A 17,184-nucleotide genomic window follows, 5' to 3' on the forward strand; every position below is an offset into this window, starting at 1 on the left:
TGTCGTAGTCCGGCTCACACGAGCACGACGAAGAGGATCCCGACGACGGAGACGGCCCCCAGGACGGCCGTCACCGTGCGGCCGAGCTGTCGCGTTCCGAGCAGCCACGCGAGTCCGGCTTTCACGAGGGTGTTCGCGACGGCCCCGATCACGATGCCCGTCGCCGCGACCTCCGGGGGGACGGTCCCGTCGGCCGCGAGCGTACTCAGCGTGAGCGTGATCGCATCCACGTCGGCGAGTCCGGAGACGAACGCGATCGCGTAGATTCCCGAATCGCCCAACTGCACGTGTGCGAACTCCGAGATCGAGAGCACTACCGCGAAGACGGCCCCGAAAAACAGCGCCGGCCGCAACCGGAATGGGTTTTTGATTTCGGTGTCGGCGTGGAACTCCGTCTCGGTCCTCGAACGCCAGTAGACGACGACGGCCACGACCGCCCCGAACCCGGTCATCGCGCCGAGCGGAACGACGACGTACGGGAGTAGATCCGGGTTGACGACGGTGACCTCGATGAGAGCCCTGGGGAACATTACGATCGAGGCGACGATCGTCGAGAACGCACAGATACGGTAGAGGGTGTGTTCTTCCGTCGTTCGCTCGGCCATCGAGACGGCCGTCGCGGTCGAGGAGACGAACCCGCCCAACACGCCGGTCACCGCGATCCCCCGTTGGACGCCGATGACCCGCCCGAGGACGTACGCGACGAAACTCAACCCGGAGACGAACACGACCATGAGCCAGACGTACCGGGGGTTGATCCCGAAGAGCGCATCGAGTTCGCGGTCGGGCACCAACGGGAGGACGACCAGCACGACGAGGATGAACTTCATCGACGCGTGCCGTTCGCGTTCGTCGATCCGGTCGGCGAACCGATGGATGACGCCCTTCGCCGAGAGCAACACCGTGACCGCACCGGCGACGACGACCGCGAGGATGGCCCCGCGCTCCGAGTGGGTCGCCAACGCTCCCAACACGACGGTCAACAACGCGGTCACGAGCGTCGTGAGCCCGATATCGCCCTCCGCCCGGATCCTGCCGGCGTAGGCGACCGTCAGCGGGATCGTGACGGAGATCAACGCGATCGGGAGCATCGCCGGAAAGAACGCCTGCACGAGCGCACCGTAGAGTGCGAAAAGCGGAAACGTACGGCTCCCGGCGAAGAGCCCCGCCGAATCGCTCTGTTCTCGCTCGAGCCCAATGAGGGCACCGATCCCGAACGCGATCGCGATCCGGAACACCGAAACCGAGAGCGAGACGGCGTCGGGATCGATCATGTTCGGCGGTTCGTCCGCCCCTCTTGTCAAGCCTCGGAAAAGCCCCGGTTCGGAGCCGCCGGTATCGCCTACCGATCGCGCGGCGACCCGAGTTCGTCGACCAACTCGTCGCCGAAGCCGACGTAGCCCGCGGGCGTCAGGGCGTGCAGTTCCTCGCGGACGGACTCGTCGACGTCGAGTTCGTCGAAGAGGGTCCGGAAGTCCGACAGCGTCGCGCGTCGACCGCGTGTGAGTTCCTTGATACGCTCGTAGGCGTCGGTGTCGCCCTCCCGACGGAGGATCGTCTGGACGGCCTCGCCGATCACCTCGGGGGTGGCCTCGAGTTCCTCACGCATGACCGTCTCGTTCGGCGTCACCTTCGCAAGGCCGGCGGCCGCCTTCCGGTAGCCGATGAGACAGTGCGAAAGCGCCGCTCCGACGTTCCGTTTGACCGTCGAATCCGAGAGGTCACGCTGGAGTCTGGACGTTGTGACGTAGTCGGCGAGGAAAGTCAGATCCGAGTTGGCCTTCGTCAGGTTCCCCTCGCTGTTCTCGAAGTCGATCGGATTCACCTTGTGAGGCATCGTCGAGGAGCCGGTCTCGCCCGCCGCGGCCTCCTGGCCGAGGTAGCGATCCGAGACGTAGAGCCACACGTCGAGGTCGAGGTCCCGAAGGACGTTGTTGACGCCACGGAGGGCGTCAAAGACCGCCGCGAGGTCGTCACAGGGGTTGACCTGCGTCGAGAGCGCGGTGTGTTCGAGGCCGAGCGACTCGACGAACGCCCGAGAGAACTCGCGCCAGTCCACGTCGGGATAGGCGGCGCGATGGGCGGCGTAGGTTCCGGACGCGCCGGCGAGTTTGCCGGAGAGATCCGCCGTCACGGCCTCGAGGCGGCCGAGCGCGCGACCGAGGCGGGCGGCGTAGACTGCGAGTTCCTTGCCGTAGGTCGTCGGCGTCGCGGGCTGGCCGTGCGTGCGCGCCAGCATCGGCACGTCGCGGTGTCGCCTCGCGTCGTCGGCGAGGGCGTCACGGAGCTCTCTGATCGCGGGGACGAGTACCTCCGTGACGGCCGGGGCGAGAAGCAGCCGGTGGGCGAGGTTGTTGACGTCCTCGCTCGTCAGCCCGAAGTGGACCCACGGACCCTGGACGTCCTCGTCCGGCAGGTGCATCCGGATGAAGTATTCGACCGCCTTGACGTCGTGGTTCGTCGCCGTATAGCCCTCGTACCCACTGGTTTCGAGCTGTTTGACGACGCCGGCGTCGTCGGCGTCGAACGATTCGTACAGCTCCCGAAGCTCCGAGCGGGTCTCCTTGGAGAGCGCCAGGGGCGTCGCGTCGAGGTCAGCCAGGGCGATCAGGTACTCGACTTCGACTTCGATTCGTGCCCGCACGAGTGCGGCTTCGCTGGCGTAGTCGGTGAGCGGTTCCGTATAGCGTGCATAGCGACCGTCGAGCGGCGAGACGGCGTAGAGCGGCCCCCGTGTCATACGTGTGGCTCCGGTGAGGCGCTGAAAAAGGATGTCGGTCGCTGCCAGAGACGAGGCCGACGACCCCGACCGGCTGCCCTCGACCGGCCGACCCCGGGCGGAGCGGGAAAGCCGCCGTCGCGTTTCCTATAGTAGACATCGCAACTATGTACACATCGATCGCACCGCCGCCGTGCGGTCGAGTGTGTCTTGTCTTCCGATCCCTACTATAATAACGGACGTCCCAACGTGTGTTCCTGATTGGGGCCGGGAGTGATGCATATATATCGCTATCACCGGCCACGCGAACCGAAACGTATGCACGTTATTGCATTATACCGTGGCGACAATCGCAACTACTTTGCGTTCGGCGCAGTCCGTTTCGGGTATGAAACTCGCCGGTATGGCCTCGAACCGTGGCCGGAACCTGCTGCATATGGCCGACACCGCGCCGGGCGGTGCGGAGTTCGCCGTCGTCCTCTCGAACGAGGAGGGCGCACCAGTCATCGAGGAGGCGACGGAGCGTGGCATCCCGACCGAAGTCCTCACGCGCGGGACGGACGAGTCGCGCGAGGCACACGAACGCCGGATCGTCGAGTGCCTCGACGGGTACGACGTCGATCTCGTCTGTCTCGACGGGTATATGCGGATCCTCACGGAGACGTTCCTCGATGCGACGCCACGGACGCTCAACGTCCACCCGGCACTTTTGCCCGCGTTCCCCGGAATGGATGCCCACGAACAGGTGCTCGAAGCCGGTGTCTCCGTCACCGGCTGTACGGTCCACGTCGTCGACGAGACCGTCGATGGCGGTCCGATCGTCACCCAAGAGCCCGTCCCGGTCTACGACGGCGACGACGCCGATAACCTCAAACACCGCGTCCTCTACGAGGCGGAGTTCAGCGCCTACCCCCGGGCGGTCAAGTGGTTCGCCGAGGGACGCGTCACCGTCGAGGACGGAACCGTGTCGGTCGAGGGCGACGACGGCGGCGCGTTTCCCGCCCGTCGGATCGCCTGCGACGACCGTGGTCGTGAGCTCAGATACGGCGAGAACCCCCACCAGGACGCCGCGGTATACGTCGATGGGACCTGCGAGGCGGCCAGCATCGTCGGGGCCGAGCAACTGAACGACGGTGCGAAGGCGCTGTCGTATAACAACTACAACGACGCCGACGGCGCGCTTCGCCTCATAACGGAGTTCGACGAACCGGCCGCAGCCGTGATCAAACACACCAATCCCGCGGGCTGTGCGAGCGCCGACTCGCTCGCTGCGGCCTACGGGGACGCCCTCTCGACGGACCCGATGAGCTCCTTCGGCGGTATCGTCGCGTTGAACCGCGAGTGCGACGCCGCGACCGCCGAGGCGATCACCGATTCGTTCAAGGAGGTCGTCGTCGCCCCCGGCTACACCGACGCCGCCCTCGATTCGCTCTTCGAGAAGGACAACCTCCGGGTGTTGGACGTCGGCGACCTCGACGACGGCTCCGAACCCATGACCGAAAGCGACCTCGTCGGCGGCCGACTGCTACAGGAGCGCGACCGCCAGTCGATCACCCCCGCGGACCTCGAAACGGTCACCGATCGTGAACCGACCGACGCACAACTCGAAACGATGTGTTTCGCCTGGCGGACCATCAAACACGTCAAATCCAACGCGATCCTCCTCGCCGACGGGACCGAGACGGTCGGCGTCGGGATGGGACAGGTCTCCCGCGTCGACGCCGTCCGTCTGGCGACGATGAAAGCCGACGAACACGCCGAGGGGAAAGACGCCGAGGGGGCCGTGATGGCCTCGGACGCGTTCTTCCCGTTCCCGGACGGGATCGAGGTCGCCGCCGAGGCCGGCATCGAGGCGGTCGTCCAGCCCGGCGGTTCGGTCAACGACGAGGACGTCATCGCCGCCGCGAACGAACACGACATCGCGATGACGTTCACCGGCCAGCGGGCGTTCCAACACTGAGCCGTCCGGGGATGGCCGAGAGAGCCGATACACCACCGTCCGACGGAACTGACACGCAGTCGATCACCGTCGTCTTTTTGCGACACGACGCGGAGATCCTGCTGATCCGGTATCGCGGACCGCTCGCGGCCTTCGAAGACCAGTGGGCTGGAGTCGTTACCCCGGCCGACCCGAGCGCTGACCTCCCCGAGAACGCGATCCCGGTTCGTGCCGGCGACCCGTTCGCAATCCGCGCTCGCGGGACGAAACTCACGGTCCGTCCGGCGCTGTTCGACTGTCCGTCGCGGAACGTCGGCCGCCCCGACGGCGCGATGGAATCCGAGTGGGTGCCGGCAACCGAGATCCACAGAAAAGAGACGGTTCCGGGGCTGTGGCGGGCGTACGACCGCGTCCGGCCGACGGCGGCGACGCTGGCGGCCGACACCGAGCACGGCTCCGGTTACATTTCGATCCGGGCGATGGAGGTCGTCCGGGACGCCGCGGGAGCGCTTTGGGCCGAGGGCGTCGGGACCGAGGCCGCGTGGGCCGAACTGACCGACGTCGCAGAGGACGTCCTCGCGGCGCGACCGAGCATGGCGGCCCTGCGGACCCGCATCGACCGGATCGCCTCGCGGGCGGCGGGCGACCGAACCGCGGCGACGGTCGCGTCGATCGCGACCGAAGAGATCGACGCCGCCCTCGAGGCCGATCGGCGGGCCGCCGGGGCGGCGGGGGCGATCCTCGACGGGACGACGGTGCTCACCCTTTCGCGGTCAGGGACGGTGTTGCCCGTATTGAAAGACGCGCCGGAGCGCGTGATCGTCGCCGAGTCCCGCCCCGATCGCGAGGGGATCGGGGTCGCAGAGCGCCTCACCGAGGCGGGCGTCGACGTCTCGGTCTGCGTCGACGCGGCCATCGCTCACGTCCTCGCGACCGAGCCCGTCGACGCCGTGGTGCTCGGCGCGGACACGGTATTGGGCGACGGCACGCTTATAAACAAGGTCGGCTCGCGCGGGGCGGCCATCACCGCCTGCGAGGCGGGGATCCCGGTGTACGTCGTCACGGCCCGAGACAAGATCAGTCCCGACCGGACGCCGACGCTCGAGTCGGGGCCGGCCGAAGCGGTCTACGCCGGCGATCGGGCGATCGACGTTCACGCCCCGACGTTCGACGCCACTCCGCCGGCGTACGTCACCGGCATTCTCACCGAGGACGGCCGGCTCGAACCGGCCGAGGTGGCCGAGGTGGCCGATACGCACGCGGCGCTGGCCGGGTGGCGGCGGGGGCCGTCGGAGTCGGGTTCGTAGCGGGCGACGGCGGGGCAGGCTTGGGTTCCGTCCCGCGCTGGGACGCAAGGCTTTCGGCTCTATCGCCGCGCTACTGGTCGGTGAGCGTGGCCTGATACGCCTTTCCCGCCACGTGGTCGGGGACGGGAAGTTTTCTCATCACCCGCGATTGTAACCGCAGGTAGCCGTTGGCCGCCCGCTGGCAGTTGGCTTCGAACCATGCGTGGGCGTCCGGGCTGTTCAGATACGCATGGAGTGCGTGGAGGTCGTCCGGGTCGTCGGGAATGATGTAGTAGACGCTGTGGCGTGGCACGACTTCGCCGGTCTCGTCCAGCCAGAACGTCGGGTCGTCGGTGACGTCCTGACACAGAATCTTCGATTGTAATATGTCCTCCATCGGCGGGTTCTCGTGCCAGCCATACCACGGGCGTTTGTCCTTCTCGACACACGAACGGTCTTCGAGGCGGTCGCGGCGGAAACTCGCCCAGTCACCGAACGCCCCGATGTCGTCTTCGGGAGGGAGTCGACCGTCCTCACGGTACGGACAGATGAACACCTCGTCGCTGTCGGGGCCGTCGTTGATACGGAGCTGTTTCCCCGAGGTCGTCGGGTACGTCCAATCGGAGAGCTGTTCGGGGACTCCGTCGGCGTCCTGTACGAACACGCTGTCCGCTCCCGTGGCGACGCCACAACTGACGCGCTGACACACGTCGCCCAGCGTTCGGTTCCCCGAGACGGTCAGTGTATCGCCACCACGGATAGTGCTCGCCCAACTACTCCCGTCGGCACGCAGCGTGACGGTTTCCTCACTTCCATCGCGTCGGCGCACTCGTGTCTCGCCCGGTTCGGTGGCGTCGACCGTCGTGATGGCTGGGTACGTCGTGAAGCCGTCGAAGGCGTTCTCCTCGATGTGATGTATCCCTCCAACGTGGTAGTTCTGCCCGAGGAGACGCCGGAGCGGGGCCGCTGTCTCGGTGTATTCGAACTTCTCCGGCGTGATGAACGTCAGTCGGCCACCGTCGGCGAGCACGCTCAAAGACTGTTCGATGAACAGGATGAACAGGTCGAACCGCCCGGTCGCTGTCTCGAACCGTTCCTTGTATTGAGTCTTTTCCTCCTCGCTCAGTCCCTCGATGGGGACATATGGCGGGTTCCCGACGATGTAACGGAACTCGCCGAGGTCGGAGAGGTCGCCGAGGAAATCACGTTCGAGGAGGTCGACACCAGCGTCGGCGTGGGTCTCACGGGCTTCGGACAGCAGTTCGGGGTCGGTGTCCATCCCGACGCCGTCGGGAACGGGAAGCCCTCGCGTTTCGCAGTATCGCTGAACGGCGGCGACGAACGGGCCGGTTCCGACACCGGGAAAGAGAATCCGGTCGCCTTCGGACGGCGGCCTACCGTCAAATAACTTCTCGACAATTCGGTCAGCAAGTGCGGGCGGCGTCGGGACGTGACCCTTCATACCCTCTGTTAGGGGCCTCGAGTTATTTAAAGTTATTTGAGTCTCGAGTTTCACTCGCGGGTGACGCCCCACTCGTTGAGGTGGTCGACGAGCCGGTCCAGTTCGTCCTGAAACACCACCGCGTGAATGTTCGCCGCGCTCGCCTTGTGAACCTCCTCGCGTAGTGCTTCGCGTCGTTCTCGTAGATTAAACTGTGTGAGAGCGTGTCATAGAAGAGTTCTCATGGTTTGCTGAATTAGCTTTGACGAGTTGAAATCGCCGTGCACTTGGTGCACGCTGTTCTTAGCTTGTCGTAGCTATGACGAAAGAGAAGTTCGGAGTCGCTGTTGACGAGGAAATCGTCCGAGAAGTGGATGAACTGGTCGGTGAGTGTGACGATTTCGGAGTCAGCCGCTCCGAGATCGTCGAGGCCATCCTCACAGCATTCGTTCAATCCGAGACAAACCACGTTGAACGGGTTCGAGAAATCATTATTCGGAAACGAAAAGGCACTCTCTAACTGTTTCTAAACGTCGTGCACCTAGTGCACGTATATCTAAATCAGTAATACGCTATAATAGTAATCGTACTGACTATAGCATGTGAAGAGTTCTATGACACGCTCTGTGTGACGTTAGCCACGGCCACGAACTTCGCGTCGGGGAAGTTCTCGGCGGCGGCTCGCGCCTCAGACCCGAACTCTTTGAATCGCTTCTGCTGGTCGCGCTGTTGGATGACCCGCACCTCGCCGACCACCTCATACGGTTCCTCGGTCGGAACGACAAAGTCCGGTTCGCCCGGAAGCGTGTTGCCCTTGAAGTTCGGATAGCCGTGCTCCTCGAGATACTCGCGGACGTACCCCTCGTACTTCGCCCGTTCGTGTCTCCGTTGGTCGTTCTCCCACAACTTCACGAAGGCGAACAGCACGGTTTCGAGTGTGAGGTCCCGAGGGAGAAGCTCAACAAGGGCATTTGCGAATTTGACGGCCGGTTCTTCGTCTCTGAAATCGGTTTTCCGGTCACGGAGGCTCCCGATGTTCTTCTCGCCGTACAACCGTTCGAACTCCCGGTCGGGGAGGCCAGTGATTTTCTGAAAGAGCGGCATCAGAGAGTGTGAGTCCGCCCACAACGCATCGAGAAAATCGGACGTAGTCGCTTCGCCGAAGACGACGCGCTCGTGTCCGCATTCGTCGGTCTCGACGAGGAAGTGTCGCCGAAGCGCGGTCTCGGCCTCATCGAGAAGTTCGTCCAGTTCTCCATACAGACCAGGTGAACTACCCCACCCTACTCGCTCACGGCTGAGGCCGTTCGTTTCCTGAGGGTAGTGCGGGACCTTCGGTCCCGCTGACCATGCGAACGGGCGCTTCGCGCCCGTGAGCAGATGGGGCTTCCTGTTTCGACGACGTGACTTGCAGACACCTCTCGAAAGTCATCGGCGTCCGTAGCGGTCACAGTCTCCACAGGCGTTGATTCGGGCCATCCCAGCCCTAACTCAGCAAACCCGCGTTGCAAGACATTCATCGCTGCATTCGCATCTCTATCCGTCTCGAATCCACACGACGGACAGGAGTGTTCCCGAACCCAGATAGGCTTCGCCGTCTCCACGCCACACCGAGCACACTCTTTCGTCGTCCCCGCAGCTTCTACTTGAACGACGTGACAGCCGTACATGTCGGCCTTGTATTCGAGGAGCGTGATGAACTGTCGCCACGCCGCGTCCTGCTTGTTTCGGGCGTTCCCGTCGCCCTGAAGCATCCCCGTCACGTTCAAGTCCTCAACGAACACGGCATCGTACTCTGTGACGAGCCACGTCGTGATCTTGTGCTGATAGTCCAGTACCTTCCGCCGAATGTGGCGCTTGACTTTCGCTACCGCTCGGCGTTGCTTCTCGTAGTTGTTCGACCCTTCTTCCTTCCGCGAGAGTTTGCGTTGTTCGCGCTGAAGACGCTCGTACTCGTCTTCCAGCTCGAGCCAATCCACGGCAATCCCGTCAGAGGTGTGGATGTAGTTCAGGATGCCGAGGTCGATCCCGACGCTGTTGCTCGCGTCCAGCGAGTCCACGTCAGGTTTCTCGGGCAAGTCAGCCTCGTCTGTTTCGAGACCGAAGGAGACGAACCACTCGCCGGTTGTCTCCTCTTTGATCGTGACTTCTTTGATGTCAGCGTCGGCGGGGAGCTCGCGGTGATAGCGTATCTTCAGGTCGCCGATCTTGGAGAGTACCAACGTCGCATGCCGGCCACTCGTGTTTTTGAGTTCGAAACCGTCATCAGAAATCTCCGATTTCTGATTGCCCATCAGACGTAGTCTGATGACCGGACTGTGAAAACGTCATACTCTGGAACTCTCGGGGTGACTTCCAGTTGAGTTTCCCGACCGTGTTCCCGTTGTCTTTCTGGGCTTTCAGGTTTGAAAGGTTCTGGTAGAACCGGGTGACGGTCCGTTGCAGAGCCTTGGAGTTGACTTCCGAGAACACAGGGAACTCGTCTTTCCAGTCGGGGAGTCGGTAGTGGTGTTTGTACGCGGAGCCGATGTCGTCGGCGTCCACGTTCTCGTACTCGTACAGTGTGTAGTTGTACGCTTGGCGATGAATGTCGATATGGCGTTTCAGGTCAGCCGCTACCTCTTGTGTCGGGGAGGCGTGGTAGCGGTGACTGTACTCCATCGCTATCTCTTGATTAGGGATATGTCTATGTAATTGTTTGTACTGGCGTGCGACGATTCATCCCCTCCCTACTCGCTCCCGGTGGTCGCTCGTTGAGGAAGGGGCATTCTCGCCTCAATTCTGGTAATTCCTCACTATTGGGTTTCGGATACTGGACCATACAGAAAGCCGACAAACAGACCGATAATAATAGCACCGACCGGACGACAGACTCGCACGTGATGGGTGTGTACCCACGGAATAGCGAGAATGTGGGGAATCCGGCTGTACGCCTCAAGCCGGAGGAGGGATTTGAACCCTCGACCTAATCCTTACGAAGGATTCGCTCTGCCAGCTGAGCTACCCCGGCGCGCATTCGATACTGGGGGCATACGGCAAATAAGGGTTGCGAACTCGGCCGGCCGCCCTCGGGTCATCCGTCCCGCGAGAGCCGGACGTCGAGACAGACGTTCAGTTCCTGTGGGGCGTACGAGCGCACCTCGCGGCGGGCCTCGACGTCGACGGCGTAGGCCGGTTCGGCGGCCTCGCGGATCGCCCGCTCACCGGGGCCGAACGGGTCGGATTCGTGTTGGATGTCGTAGTAGTGGAGCAGACACTCCTCGCTCGCGAGCTCGACCGCAGTATCGAGGAACGCGTCGGCGCTGTGGGGGAGGTTCATCACGATCCGGTCCGCCCAGCCGTCGTAGCCGGAGACGTCGCGGACGTCGGCGTGGATGGCGCTCACCCGATCGGAGACGCCGTTCCGTTCGGCGTTCCGCCGGAGGTACTCGATCGCCGTCTCGTTCAGGTCGACGCCGACGCACTCGGCACCGCGTTTCGCTGCCGGGATGACGAAGGGACCGACGCCGGCGAACATATCGAAGAACCGCTCGCCCGACTCGACGCGGCTTACGACCCGGTGGCGTTCGGTCGCCAACCGGGGCGAAAAGTACACCTCGGTGATGTCGAGTTCGAACGCACAGCCGTACTCGCGATGGACCGTCTCGGTGCCGTCCCCGCCCAGTACGTCCCACCGTCTGACCCGGAGTTCTCCCTCGATCGGCGAGGCACGGTTGAGGACGGTCTCGGCGCGTAAATCCGACTCGAGGATCGCATCGGCGATCCGTTGGGCGCGACCCTCGTCGTCCTCGTCGACGATGACGATGTCTCCCAGGCGCTCGTAGGAGGGTTCGAACCCGAGGCGGTCCTTCGGCAGCGTCTGTGAGTCGCGGCGCGGGGGCTCTCGGTCGACCACCTCGGCGTCGGGGTCGATCGCCGCTATGTCCGAACCGATGGCATCAGGCTCCGAACCGATGGCATCAGGCTCCGAACCGATGGCCGCCGGGTCGATCGATGGGTCGAGCGGGATATATATATCGTCGTCGACGACCTCGATCTCGTACTCCTCGGAGATGGCGTCCGCCTCGGCGAGGGACTGGCGGACCGCCTCGCCGTTCTCGCGGGCGGTCCGAACACAGAGAACCGACATACCGAACGCTCGGCGAGCGCGGGCGGTAAGTCTACCGTTCGAGGGTGGCGGCTCGCAAAGCGCGGCTCGCTCCGGTCCCCGCGGGAGCGCGGGTGCGTCGGCGCGAAACGCGGGGCTTTTGCCCCGGCGGGGTGGAATCGAGATATGCTTACTTTCGTCGGACTCGGGCTCTACGACGAGCGCTCGATCACGGTCGAGGGACGGACGGCGATCGCCGACGCCGACCGGGTCTTCGCGGAGTTCTATACCAGCAAGCTCGCGGGCGCGACCGTCGCGGACCTCGAGGCGTACCACGGCGTCGATATCGAACTTAGAGACCGCCCCGACGTCGAAGGGGATCCCGAGCCGATTCTCGGGGCCGCCGAGTCCGGGGACGTGGTCTTTCTCACCGCCGGTGATACGATGATCTCGACGACCCACGTCGATCTGCGGCTGCGGGCGGCCGACCGCGGGATCGAAACCCGGATCGTCCACGGGACGACCGCCGAGGCAGCCGCGGCCTCCCTGACGGGCCTCCAGAACTACCGCTTCGGCAAGGCGACGACGCTGCCGTTCCCGTACGCCCACGGCGGGGACGACGTCCCTGCGAGCGTCGTAGAGACGATCGCGGACAACCGTGACCGGGGTCTCCACACGCTCGTGTACCTCGATATCAAAGTCGGGATCGGTCCGTCCGGGCCGGATCCGGACCACGAGGAGTACATGACCGCCGACCACGCCGCCGGACGGCTTGCGGAGCCTCTCGATGCCGTCGGCGTCGTCGTCGCTCGTGCCGGCGGACCCGACCCGCTCGTGGCAGCCGACCGGCTCTCGGCACTCGCCGACCGGACGTTCGGGGAGCCGCTTCACCTGCTCGTCGTTCCGGGGGACCTCCACGTCATCGAGCGCGACGCTCTCGCGGAACTCGCCGGCGCGCCGGGGGACGCCCTCCCGGACCCCGTCTGATGCCACAGGTACACCAACGGGCGGAGCCGGCCCCGCCGTTCCCTTCGGACGTGTCCGCCCCGTCGTCCCCTCAGAACGCGCTTTTTGTCCGTCGCCCGGTATTTACAGAAGTGCGAGGAGAATGCCCCGAGGCTTGACCTCGGGGTTGAATCCGACACTCTGTGAAACAACCGATAAAGATGACTGATCTTGAATTAGAGGACGTGACGGCGTCAGTTTCGTCTGGCTTGGTGTCCGAAAACAAGGGCAGTCAGACGCTTTTCCGTCGCTATAGTAGAGATCGGAAGACAATACACACTCGATCGCACGGCGGCAGTGCGATCGATGTGTACATAGTTGCGATGTTCACTATATCTTCGCCACCAAATTATCGCCCGGTTCGACAAGCCCAATATCCAGACCTCGGAACGTCAGCTCTGGCATATACGACTCTCGACGTGCTGTTTGCATAAATCCAGGGTGAAGAGGTTTCGCTGGCGAGTAAGCGGGCCAACTGGTCGTAGACGCTCGGAGGAATGACGCCGCATCACGCTTAAAACCGGATGTAACCGGGCGTCTGCCGTCCACGACAACCGCCGCTACCCTTTTGTTACCTAGGCACAAACTGGTCGAAGAATGGCTGGACGCGAGTACGTCCTGCGAGCGGATCTTTCGGCAGGGACTATCAGCCGCGAGCGCATCCCCGAGCGGTGGCGTCGCCGCTTTCTCGGTGGAAAGGGCCTCGGCGCACGCTATCTCTACGAGGAACTCGACGCGGGCACCGATCCGCTCGGCCCCGAGAACCTGCTGGCCTTCTGTATCGGCCCCCTTTCGGGGTACCTACCGGGAGAAACCCGCTACGCCGCAGTGACGAAATCGCCGCTCACTGGCGGCTTCCTGGATTCGTACGCCGGCGGCGCCTTCGCGGGCCGACTTGTCGGGTCACTGGACGACTGTCTCGCGTTGCTCGTAAGGGGCGAAGCCGACGAGCCGATTCGTATCGTCCTCGAGGACGGCGACGGCCGCATCGAACCCGCCGAGACGTGGGGCGAAGACACGGTTGGGACCGCCGAGGCGTACCCCGATTCCGGTGTGGCCTGCATCGGTCCTGCCGGCGAGCGCGGCGTCGCGTACGCGACTATCGCTTCCGACGCAGGCAACCATCACGCCGGCCGTGGCGGCGCGGGCGCGGTCATGGGCGCGAAACGGCTCAAGGCCGTCGTCGCCGGGGACGACGCCCCCGAGACGCTGCCCGAACTCGCCGACCTCCGGGCACGCTACGAGCGGGAGTACGCCGAGGGCGACACAGGGCGGTGGCAGGCCGCCAGCGAGACGCTCGAAAGCATCGACTTCGCCAACGAGGTCGGCGCCCTCGCCACCGAGGGCTGGCAGCGCGACCGGTTCGAAGCCGCGGACGACATCGGTATCGAGGCCGCCGAAGACGCCGCCGTCGGCCGGGAATACCCCGATCGGGAGGTGCCGGGTGGCTTCGAAATCGAGACCGACGAAGGCACGTCGGTACCCCGCGGCGCGACGCCGATGACCCTCGGGGCGGGCCTCGGCTTGGATGAGTTCGACGCCGTCGCGGAGTTAGGCGGCCTCTGTGACCGCCTCGGCATCGACGTTATCTCAGCCGGAAACGCCGTCGCGTGGGCGATTCGGGCCGTCGAGGCCGGTCGTATCGACTGTGAGTTGGCCTTCGGCGACGCCGACGGCGCCCGGAGCCTCATTGAGGCCATCGCGACCGGCAGCGATGGCCCCTGCGAGGCTGGTGTCGCCAAGACGCTCGCGCAGGGCGTCGATGCCGCTGCGAGCGAGTACGATACCGACGGCGGCATCCCGACGGTCAAGTCGATGGAACTGCCCGCCTATGACCCCCGGGCGGCCGTCGGGATGGCGCTGGCCTATGCGACGAGCGACCGGGGGGGCTGCCACCGGCGGGCTCGTCCCATCGAGTGGGAAGCCTTCGCCGAGGACGCCGACGCCGGCGAACGGGTCGCCGCGGTCACCGTCGCTCAAAACACCCGCTCGGCGCTGTGGAGTTTCGTCGCCGACGACTTCGCCGGCGAGCCGCTGTGGGATGATTTCGGCGCCGAGTGGTTCGACGCGCTCGGATACGACTACGACTCCGTTGACCTCCGGCGGATCGGCGAGCGCGTCTGGACGCTCGTACGCCTGTTCAACGCCCGCGAGGGCTTCGACCGGGCGGGCGACGAACTGCCCGCAGCCTTCAGTGATCCGATCCCCGACGGCCCGGCGGCGGGCGACCGCATCGATCCCGAGGGGTTCGAACTCCTGCTGGATGCCTACTACGCGGCCCGCGGTTGGAACCGCGAGGGCCAGCCGACCCGCGAGACGCTCGAACGGCTCGACCTCGAAACGGCCGTCGACCCCGAAACGCCGGTCGGAAACACTCCTAAAATCGCCCCGCGAACCGAATCCAATGACGATGACTGACAAGATCGACCTCGACGATATCGACACCGACGATGCCGACGAGCCGGAGACCAACCACGGTGACTGGGTGTGGCGCAACGATGGGGCTCCCGACGCCGACCCCGAGGTGCCGATGACGGCGGCGGGCGCCGGGAGCGGGACCAATACCGACACGACCGGCGAGGAGGGGCCCGTTCCGCGCGTCCCCCGGGAGAACGAGGACAAGCCCGCGGGTGTGCCGACCGAAAGCGGTGGCTCGGGCGCTGGCGCGACCGTCAGCAACGCCCCTGACGACGCCGAGCCGATGGCCGAAGGCCCCCACGGCGGCGGCGTCGACGACATGACGTTGGCCTTGTCCTACAACGCCGTCACCGAGCTGGCCGACCCACAACTGGTTGTCGTCTCGGCCCGCGAGTGGGCCGACTGGGTCGGTATCGTCGGTGACGTGAGCGCGCCGGTGATCACCAAGTTCCAGCGTGAACACGGCATCGATGCCGACTTCTTCAACGGGACGGGGACCGGCCCCGCCGAACGGCTCGCCGATATCGGCAAGACATCGATGTTCTACGCCGATCGACTGGCCGTCGTCGGCACCTCCGGCGACGAGTGGATCGCCGAGGAAGCCGGCTGGGAGTTCGTACCGCTGGAAAAAGCCGCCGAGAAGGCCGACTGGGAACTCGAAGAAGGATAGCCGAACGGCATCGGGTCACCGACAACTCGACCACGCGGAAACCGTCTAGTCGGCAGCCGCGTCGCCGATCCCATCGCGGGCCGCCGAGGGCTTGTCTGCGCCGATGCGGTTGTCGATGGCGTAGGCGCCGGCGCCCAGCACCCACAGTTCTGCGGGGACGGGCAGTACCGCGGCCTGATTGTACTGCTTGAGGACACCGAGAGCCATCTCTGGAGACAACGCGCACTCGATCGCTCGGCGGCAGTGCAATCGATGTGTAATTACTATAACACAGGCTGTCGTGAAATCGAGGCTGGGCTACACGCAGGCGAAACTGATGCGGACGGTGGGACGAACTAGACTATAGTCGCCCACACGAGCGCCACCACGAACAACGTGACCGCCGCGATCGCCCCCCAGTCGCTCCACCGCGTCTCTTGATTGGTGCCGTCGTCGGACTGTGTCAGCACGTAAGCGTATCCGACGATGGCGACTAGAGCGACGATGACCGCGTACACGATGTTCAGTGTCCCAGCCATACGTTAACACATATTCCGTTTGTATAAAAACGTTATCGGCGCAATCGTTTTAGATCCCACACTGATACATCGTCGCATGCGAATCGAGCTGCGGGTGTGTAAACACTGCTACGAAGGGGAACACGGGAACCAACGCAAGACCGAAGTGACGAGGGATATGGTCAACTGCGCCGAGCAGGTCCGCGAGTACAAGGACCTGATCGGCCTCGACTCCGTCTACATCACCAGAGTTGAGGAGGGCGATCCCGGGGGAGCGGAGGCCCTGCCAGCCATCGTCGCCAGCATCGAGAACAACCAGGTGACTCTCTCGGACACGCAGTTGGTGATGGAAGACGAAGACGGGAACATGTTGGTGTACCCGGAACCGAATGACATCCTCGAGGTTCTCACGCGCAACATCGACCAGATCCAAGAACAGACACGGCAGGACGTCACCGTGGAGTTATCCGAAGAGGGGGCCGAGCTGCTGACGGCGTGAACCGCCTCGGGGGCAAGTGGTTCGAGAGACGCTGTCTCTCGTCATCACGGAGGACTCCGTCTTCGGTATGACCCTTGAGCTTCCCGTTTCGATGACGTTGTCAGACTGCGTCTGACAGCCTGTCGAGGTTCCCTCGACAAACGCGCTTTGCAGACACTTCATGGGTATCGTCCGTATCCGTAGAGAGCGTAATCCGGGAAGTACCGTGATCACGGCTCTTCGTGGTATACGTCCCCGGATGCTCTTATGCTATAGCCCAATCCAAAAATATAAGTATCCCTGTGTTCATGTGCCATGATACGAAGTAACAATCATGAAGGAAGACAACATGGAACTACTGTACGAGGAGTGTTCGAACGGTAACGACCGGGCGTGTTACACGCTGGAGCAACTCTGCGAGGACGGCCTCGACAAGGCCTGCCAGCGCGTATCGAACTAGCTCGTTCTGCACATCGTTCCGCACCCCGGAGCGTTCTGCACATCGTTCCGCACCCCGGAGGGTCGTTCGCGGGTCGCGTTGCTCTTGGTTTGCGGTTTCGCCGTTCGCGGCGCTCACGATAAAAATACACCGTCCGGAATTCTTGCAAATGAAGCGAGGCGTCGGGCGGCGCACGACCGAGAGA

15 protein-coding genes, 1 tRNA gene and 1 pseudogene are annotated in these 17,184 nt (G+C 64.1%); 8 read left to right on the top strand and 9 right to left on the bottom strand.

The annotated features are described in order from the left end of the window. Positions 1 to 14: 14 nt before the first annotated feature. Together HZR14_RS02150 and purB are read right to left on the bottom strand one after the other, a co-directional pair. Positions 15 to 1,274: an MgtC/SapB family protein gene (locus HZR14_RS02150; protein WP_181691226.1), complete on the bottom strand. Its 1,260-nt coding sequence runs from the start codon at positions 1,272 to 1,274 to the stop codon at positions 15 to 17. A gap of 68 nt (positions 1,275 to 1,342) precedes the next feature. Further along, positions 1,343 to 2,740, bottom strand: coding sequence for an adenylosuccinate lyase (gene purB / locus HZR14_RS02155; RefSeq protein WP_181691227.1), 1,398 nt, complete (start codon positions 2,738 to 2,740; stop codon positions 1,343 to 1,345). 367 nt (positions 2,741 to 3,107) lie between these two features. Here purB and purN point away from each other — a divergent pair, with 367 nt between their 5' ends. Beyond that, entirely contained in the window at positions 3,108 to 4,679 is a 1,572-nt protein-coding gene (gene purN / locus HZR14_RS02160) for a phosphoribosylglycinamide formyltransferase (RefSeq protein WP_181691228.1), read from the top strand. Positions 4,680 to 4,690: 11 nt separating this feature from the next. Further along, the gene (locus HZR14_RS02165) at positions 4,691 to 5,965 is read left to right on the top strand and encodes an eIF2B alpha/beta/delta subunit family protein (protein ID WP_181691229.1); all 1,275 of its coding nucleotides are present in this window, start codon (positions 4,691 to 4,693) and stop codon (positions 5,963 to 5,965) included. 70 nt (positions 5,966 to 6,035) lie between these two features. Here the strand turns inward: HZR14_RS02165 and HZR14_RS02170 are convergent, their stop codons facing one another. Further along, positions 6,036 to 7,406: an Eco57I restriction-modification methylase domain-containing protein gene (locus HZR14_RS02170; RefSeq protein ID WP_181691230.1), complete on the bottom strand. Its 1,371-nt coding sequence runs from the start codon at positions 7,404 to 7,406 to the stop codon at positions 6,036 to 6,038. A gap of 298 nt (positions 7,407 to 7,704) precedes the next feature. Between HZR14_RS02170 and HZR14_RS02175 the strand changes: the two genes are divergently transcribed. Beyond that, positions 7,705 to 7,905, top strand: a complete 201-nt coding sequence (locus HZR14_RS02175) for a ribbon-helix-helix protein, CopG family (RefSeq protein WP_181691231.1) — start codon at positions 7,705 to 7,707, stop codon at positions 7,903 to 7,905. 92 nt (positions 7,906 to 7,997) lie between these two features. Here HZR14_RS02175 and HZR14_RS02180 read toward each other — a convergent pair whose 3' ends face one another. The 4 genes and pseudogenes from HZR14_RS02180 to HZR14_RS02195 all read right to left on the bottom strand — a co-directional run bounded on the left by HZR14_RS02180 (position 7,998) and on the right by HZR14_RS02195 (position 11,514). After that, positions 7,998 to 8,489, bottom strand: coding sequence for a hypothetical protein (locus tag HZR14_RS02180; protein WP_181691232.1), 492 nt, complete (start codon positions 8,487 to 8,489; stop codon positions 7,998 to 8,000). Between the two features lie 179 nt (positions 8,490 to 8,668). Then, positions 8,669 to 10,046 (bottom strand): annotated as a pseudogene (locus tag HZR14_RS02185) (RNA-guided endonuclease InsQ/TnpB family protein). Between the two features lie 276 nt (positions 10,047 to 10,322). Beyond that, a tRNA-Thr gene (locus tag HZR14_RS02190) sits at positions 10,323 to 10,395 on the bottom strand. A gap of 63 nt (positions 10,396 to 10,458) precedes the next feature. Beyond that, positions 10,459 to 11,514, bottom strand: a complete 1,056-nt coding sequence (locus HZR14_RS02195) for a class I SAM-dependent methyltransferase (protein ID WP_181691233.1) — start codon at positions 11,512 to 11,514, stop codon at positions 10,459 to 10,461. Between the two features lie 144 nt (positions 11,515 to 11,658). On the opposite strand from HZR14_RS02195, the gene dph5 reads away from it, so the two are divergent. From dph5 to HZR14_RS02210, 3 genes are all read left to right on the top strand, one after another. Then, positions 11,659 to 12,459: a diphthine synthase gene (gene dph5, locus HZR14_RS02200; RefSeq protein ID WP_181691234.1), complete on the top strand. Its 801-nt coding sequence runs from the start codon at positions 11,659 to 11,661 to the stop codon at positions 12,457 to 12,459. Between the two features lie 615 nt (positions 12,460 to 13,074). Continuing rightward, positions 13,075 to 14,895 (top strand): aldehyde ferredoxin oxidoreductase family protein, encoded by a 1,821-nt coding sequence (locus HZR14_RS02205; protein WP_181691235.1) that lies wholly within the window; start codon positions 13,075 to 13,077, stop codon positions 14,893 to 14,895. Beyond that, positions 14,888 to 15,565 (top strand): DUF7124 domain-containing protein, encoded by a 678-nt coding sequence (locus tag HZR14_RS02210; protein ID WP_181691295.1) that lies wholly within the window; start codon positions 14,888 to 14,890, stop codon positions 15,563 to 15,565. Before HZR14_RS02205 ends, HZR14_RS02210 begins: the two co-directional genes overlap by 8 nt. Before the next feature lie 45 nt (positions 15,566 to 15,610). Here the strand turns inward: HZR14_RS02210 and HZR14_RS02215 are convergent, their stop codons facing one another. Next, complete coding sequence (locus HZR14_RS02215; protein WP_181691236.1) at positions 15,611 to 15,772, bottom strand: hypothetical protein; 162 nt, start codon at positions 15,770 to 15,772, stop codon at positions 15,611 to 15,613. A 128-nt stretch (positions 15,773 to 15,900) separates the two neighbouring features. Next, the gene (locus tag HZR14_RS02220; protein WP_181691237.1) at positions 15,901 to 16,083 is read right to left on the bottom strand and encodes a hypothetical protein; all 183 of its coding nucleotides are present in this window, start codon (positions 16,081 to 16,083) and stop codon (positions 15,901 to 15,903) included. Positions 16,084 to 16,159: 76 nt separating this feature from the next. Between HZR14_RS02220 and HZR14_RS02225 the strand changes: the two genes are divergently transcribed. Beyond that, on the top strand, positions 16,160 to 16,561 hold the full coding sequence (locus HZR14_RS02225; RefSeq protein ID WP_181691238.1) for a hypothetical protein: 402 nt from the start codon (positions 16,160 to 16,162) through the stop codon (positions 16,559 to 16,561). 313 nt (positions 16,562 to 16,874) lie between these two features. Beyond that, a complete protein-coding gene (locus HZR14_RS14320) occupies positions 16,875 to 17,000 on the top strand; it encodes a hypothetical protein (RefSeq protein WP_255479144.1) in 126 nt (41 codons plus the stop codon). The last annotated feature ends 184 nt before the right edge of the window (positions 17,001 to 17,184 follow it).

It is taken from the genome of Natronomonas salinimetallica (assembly GCF_013839515.1).
GTDB lineage: Archaea > Halobacteriota > Halobacteria > Halobacteriales > Haloarculaceae > Natronomonas.

Excerpts from the sequence above, each read along its gene's own strand:
- HZR14_RS02150 (WP_181691226.1), bottom strand. The coding sequence starts at position 1,274 with ATGATCGATCCCGACGCCGTCTCGCTCTCGGTTTCGGTGTTCCGGATC.
- purB (WP_181691227.1), bottom strand. The coding sequence starts at position 2,740 with ATGACACGGGGGCCGCTCTACGCCGTCTCGCCGCTCGACGGTCGCTAT.
- purN (WP_181691228.1), top strand. The coding sequence starts at position 3,108 with ATGAAACTCGCCGGTATGGCCTCGAACCGTGGCCGGAACCTGCTGCAT.
- HZR14_RS02165 (WP_181691229.1), top strand. The coding sequence starts at position 4,691 with ATGGCCGAGAGAGCCGATACACCACCGTCCGACGGAACTGACACGCAG.
- HZR14_RS02170 (WP_181691230.1), bottom strand. The coding sequence starts at position 7,406 with ATGAAGGGTCACGTCCCGACGCCGCCCGCACTTGCTGACCGAATTGTC.
- HZR14_RS02175 (WP_181691231.1), top strand. The coding sequence starts at position 7,705 with ATGACGAAAGAGAAGTTCGGAGTCGCTGTTGACGAGGAAATCGTCCGA.
- HZR14_RS02180 (WP_181691232.1), bottom strand. The coding sequence starts at position 8,489 with ATGCCGCTCTTTCAGAAAATCACTGGCCTCCCCGACCGGGAGTTCGAA.
- HZR14_RS02195 (WP_181691233.1), bottom strand. The coding sequence starts at position 11,514 with ATGTCGGTTCTCTGTGTTCGGACCGCCCGCGAGAACGGCGAGGCGGTC.
- dph5 (WP_181691234.1), top strand. The coding sequence starts at position 11,659 with ATGCTTACTTTCGTCGGACTCGGGCTCTACGACGAGCGCTCGATCACG.
- HZR14_RS02205 (WP_181691235.1), top strand. The coding sequence starts at position 13,075 with ATGGCTGGACGCGAGTACGTCCTGCGAGCGGATCTTTCGGCAGGGACT.
- HZR14_RS02210 (WP_181691295.1), top strand. The coding sequence starts at position 14,888 with ATGACTGACAAGATCGACCTCGACGATATCGACACCGACGATGCCGAC.
- HZR14_RS02215 (WP_181691236.1), bottom strand. The coding sequence starts at position 15,772 with ATGGCTCTCGGTGTCCTCAAGCAGTACAATCAGGCCGCGGTACTGCCC.
- HZR14_RS02220 (WP_181691237.1), bottom strand. The coding sequence starts at position 16,083 with ATGGCTGGGACACTGAACATCGTGTACGCGGTCATCGTCGCTCTAGTC.
- HZR14_RS02225 (WP_181691238.1), top strand. The coding sequence starts at position 16,160 with ATGCGAATCGAGCTGCGGGTGTGTAAACACTGCTACGAAGGGGAACAC.
- HZR14_RS14320 (WP_255479144.1), top strand. The coding sequence starts at position 16,875 with ATGAAGGAAGACAACATGGAACTACTGTACGAGGAGTGTTCGAACGGT.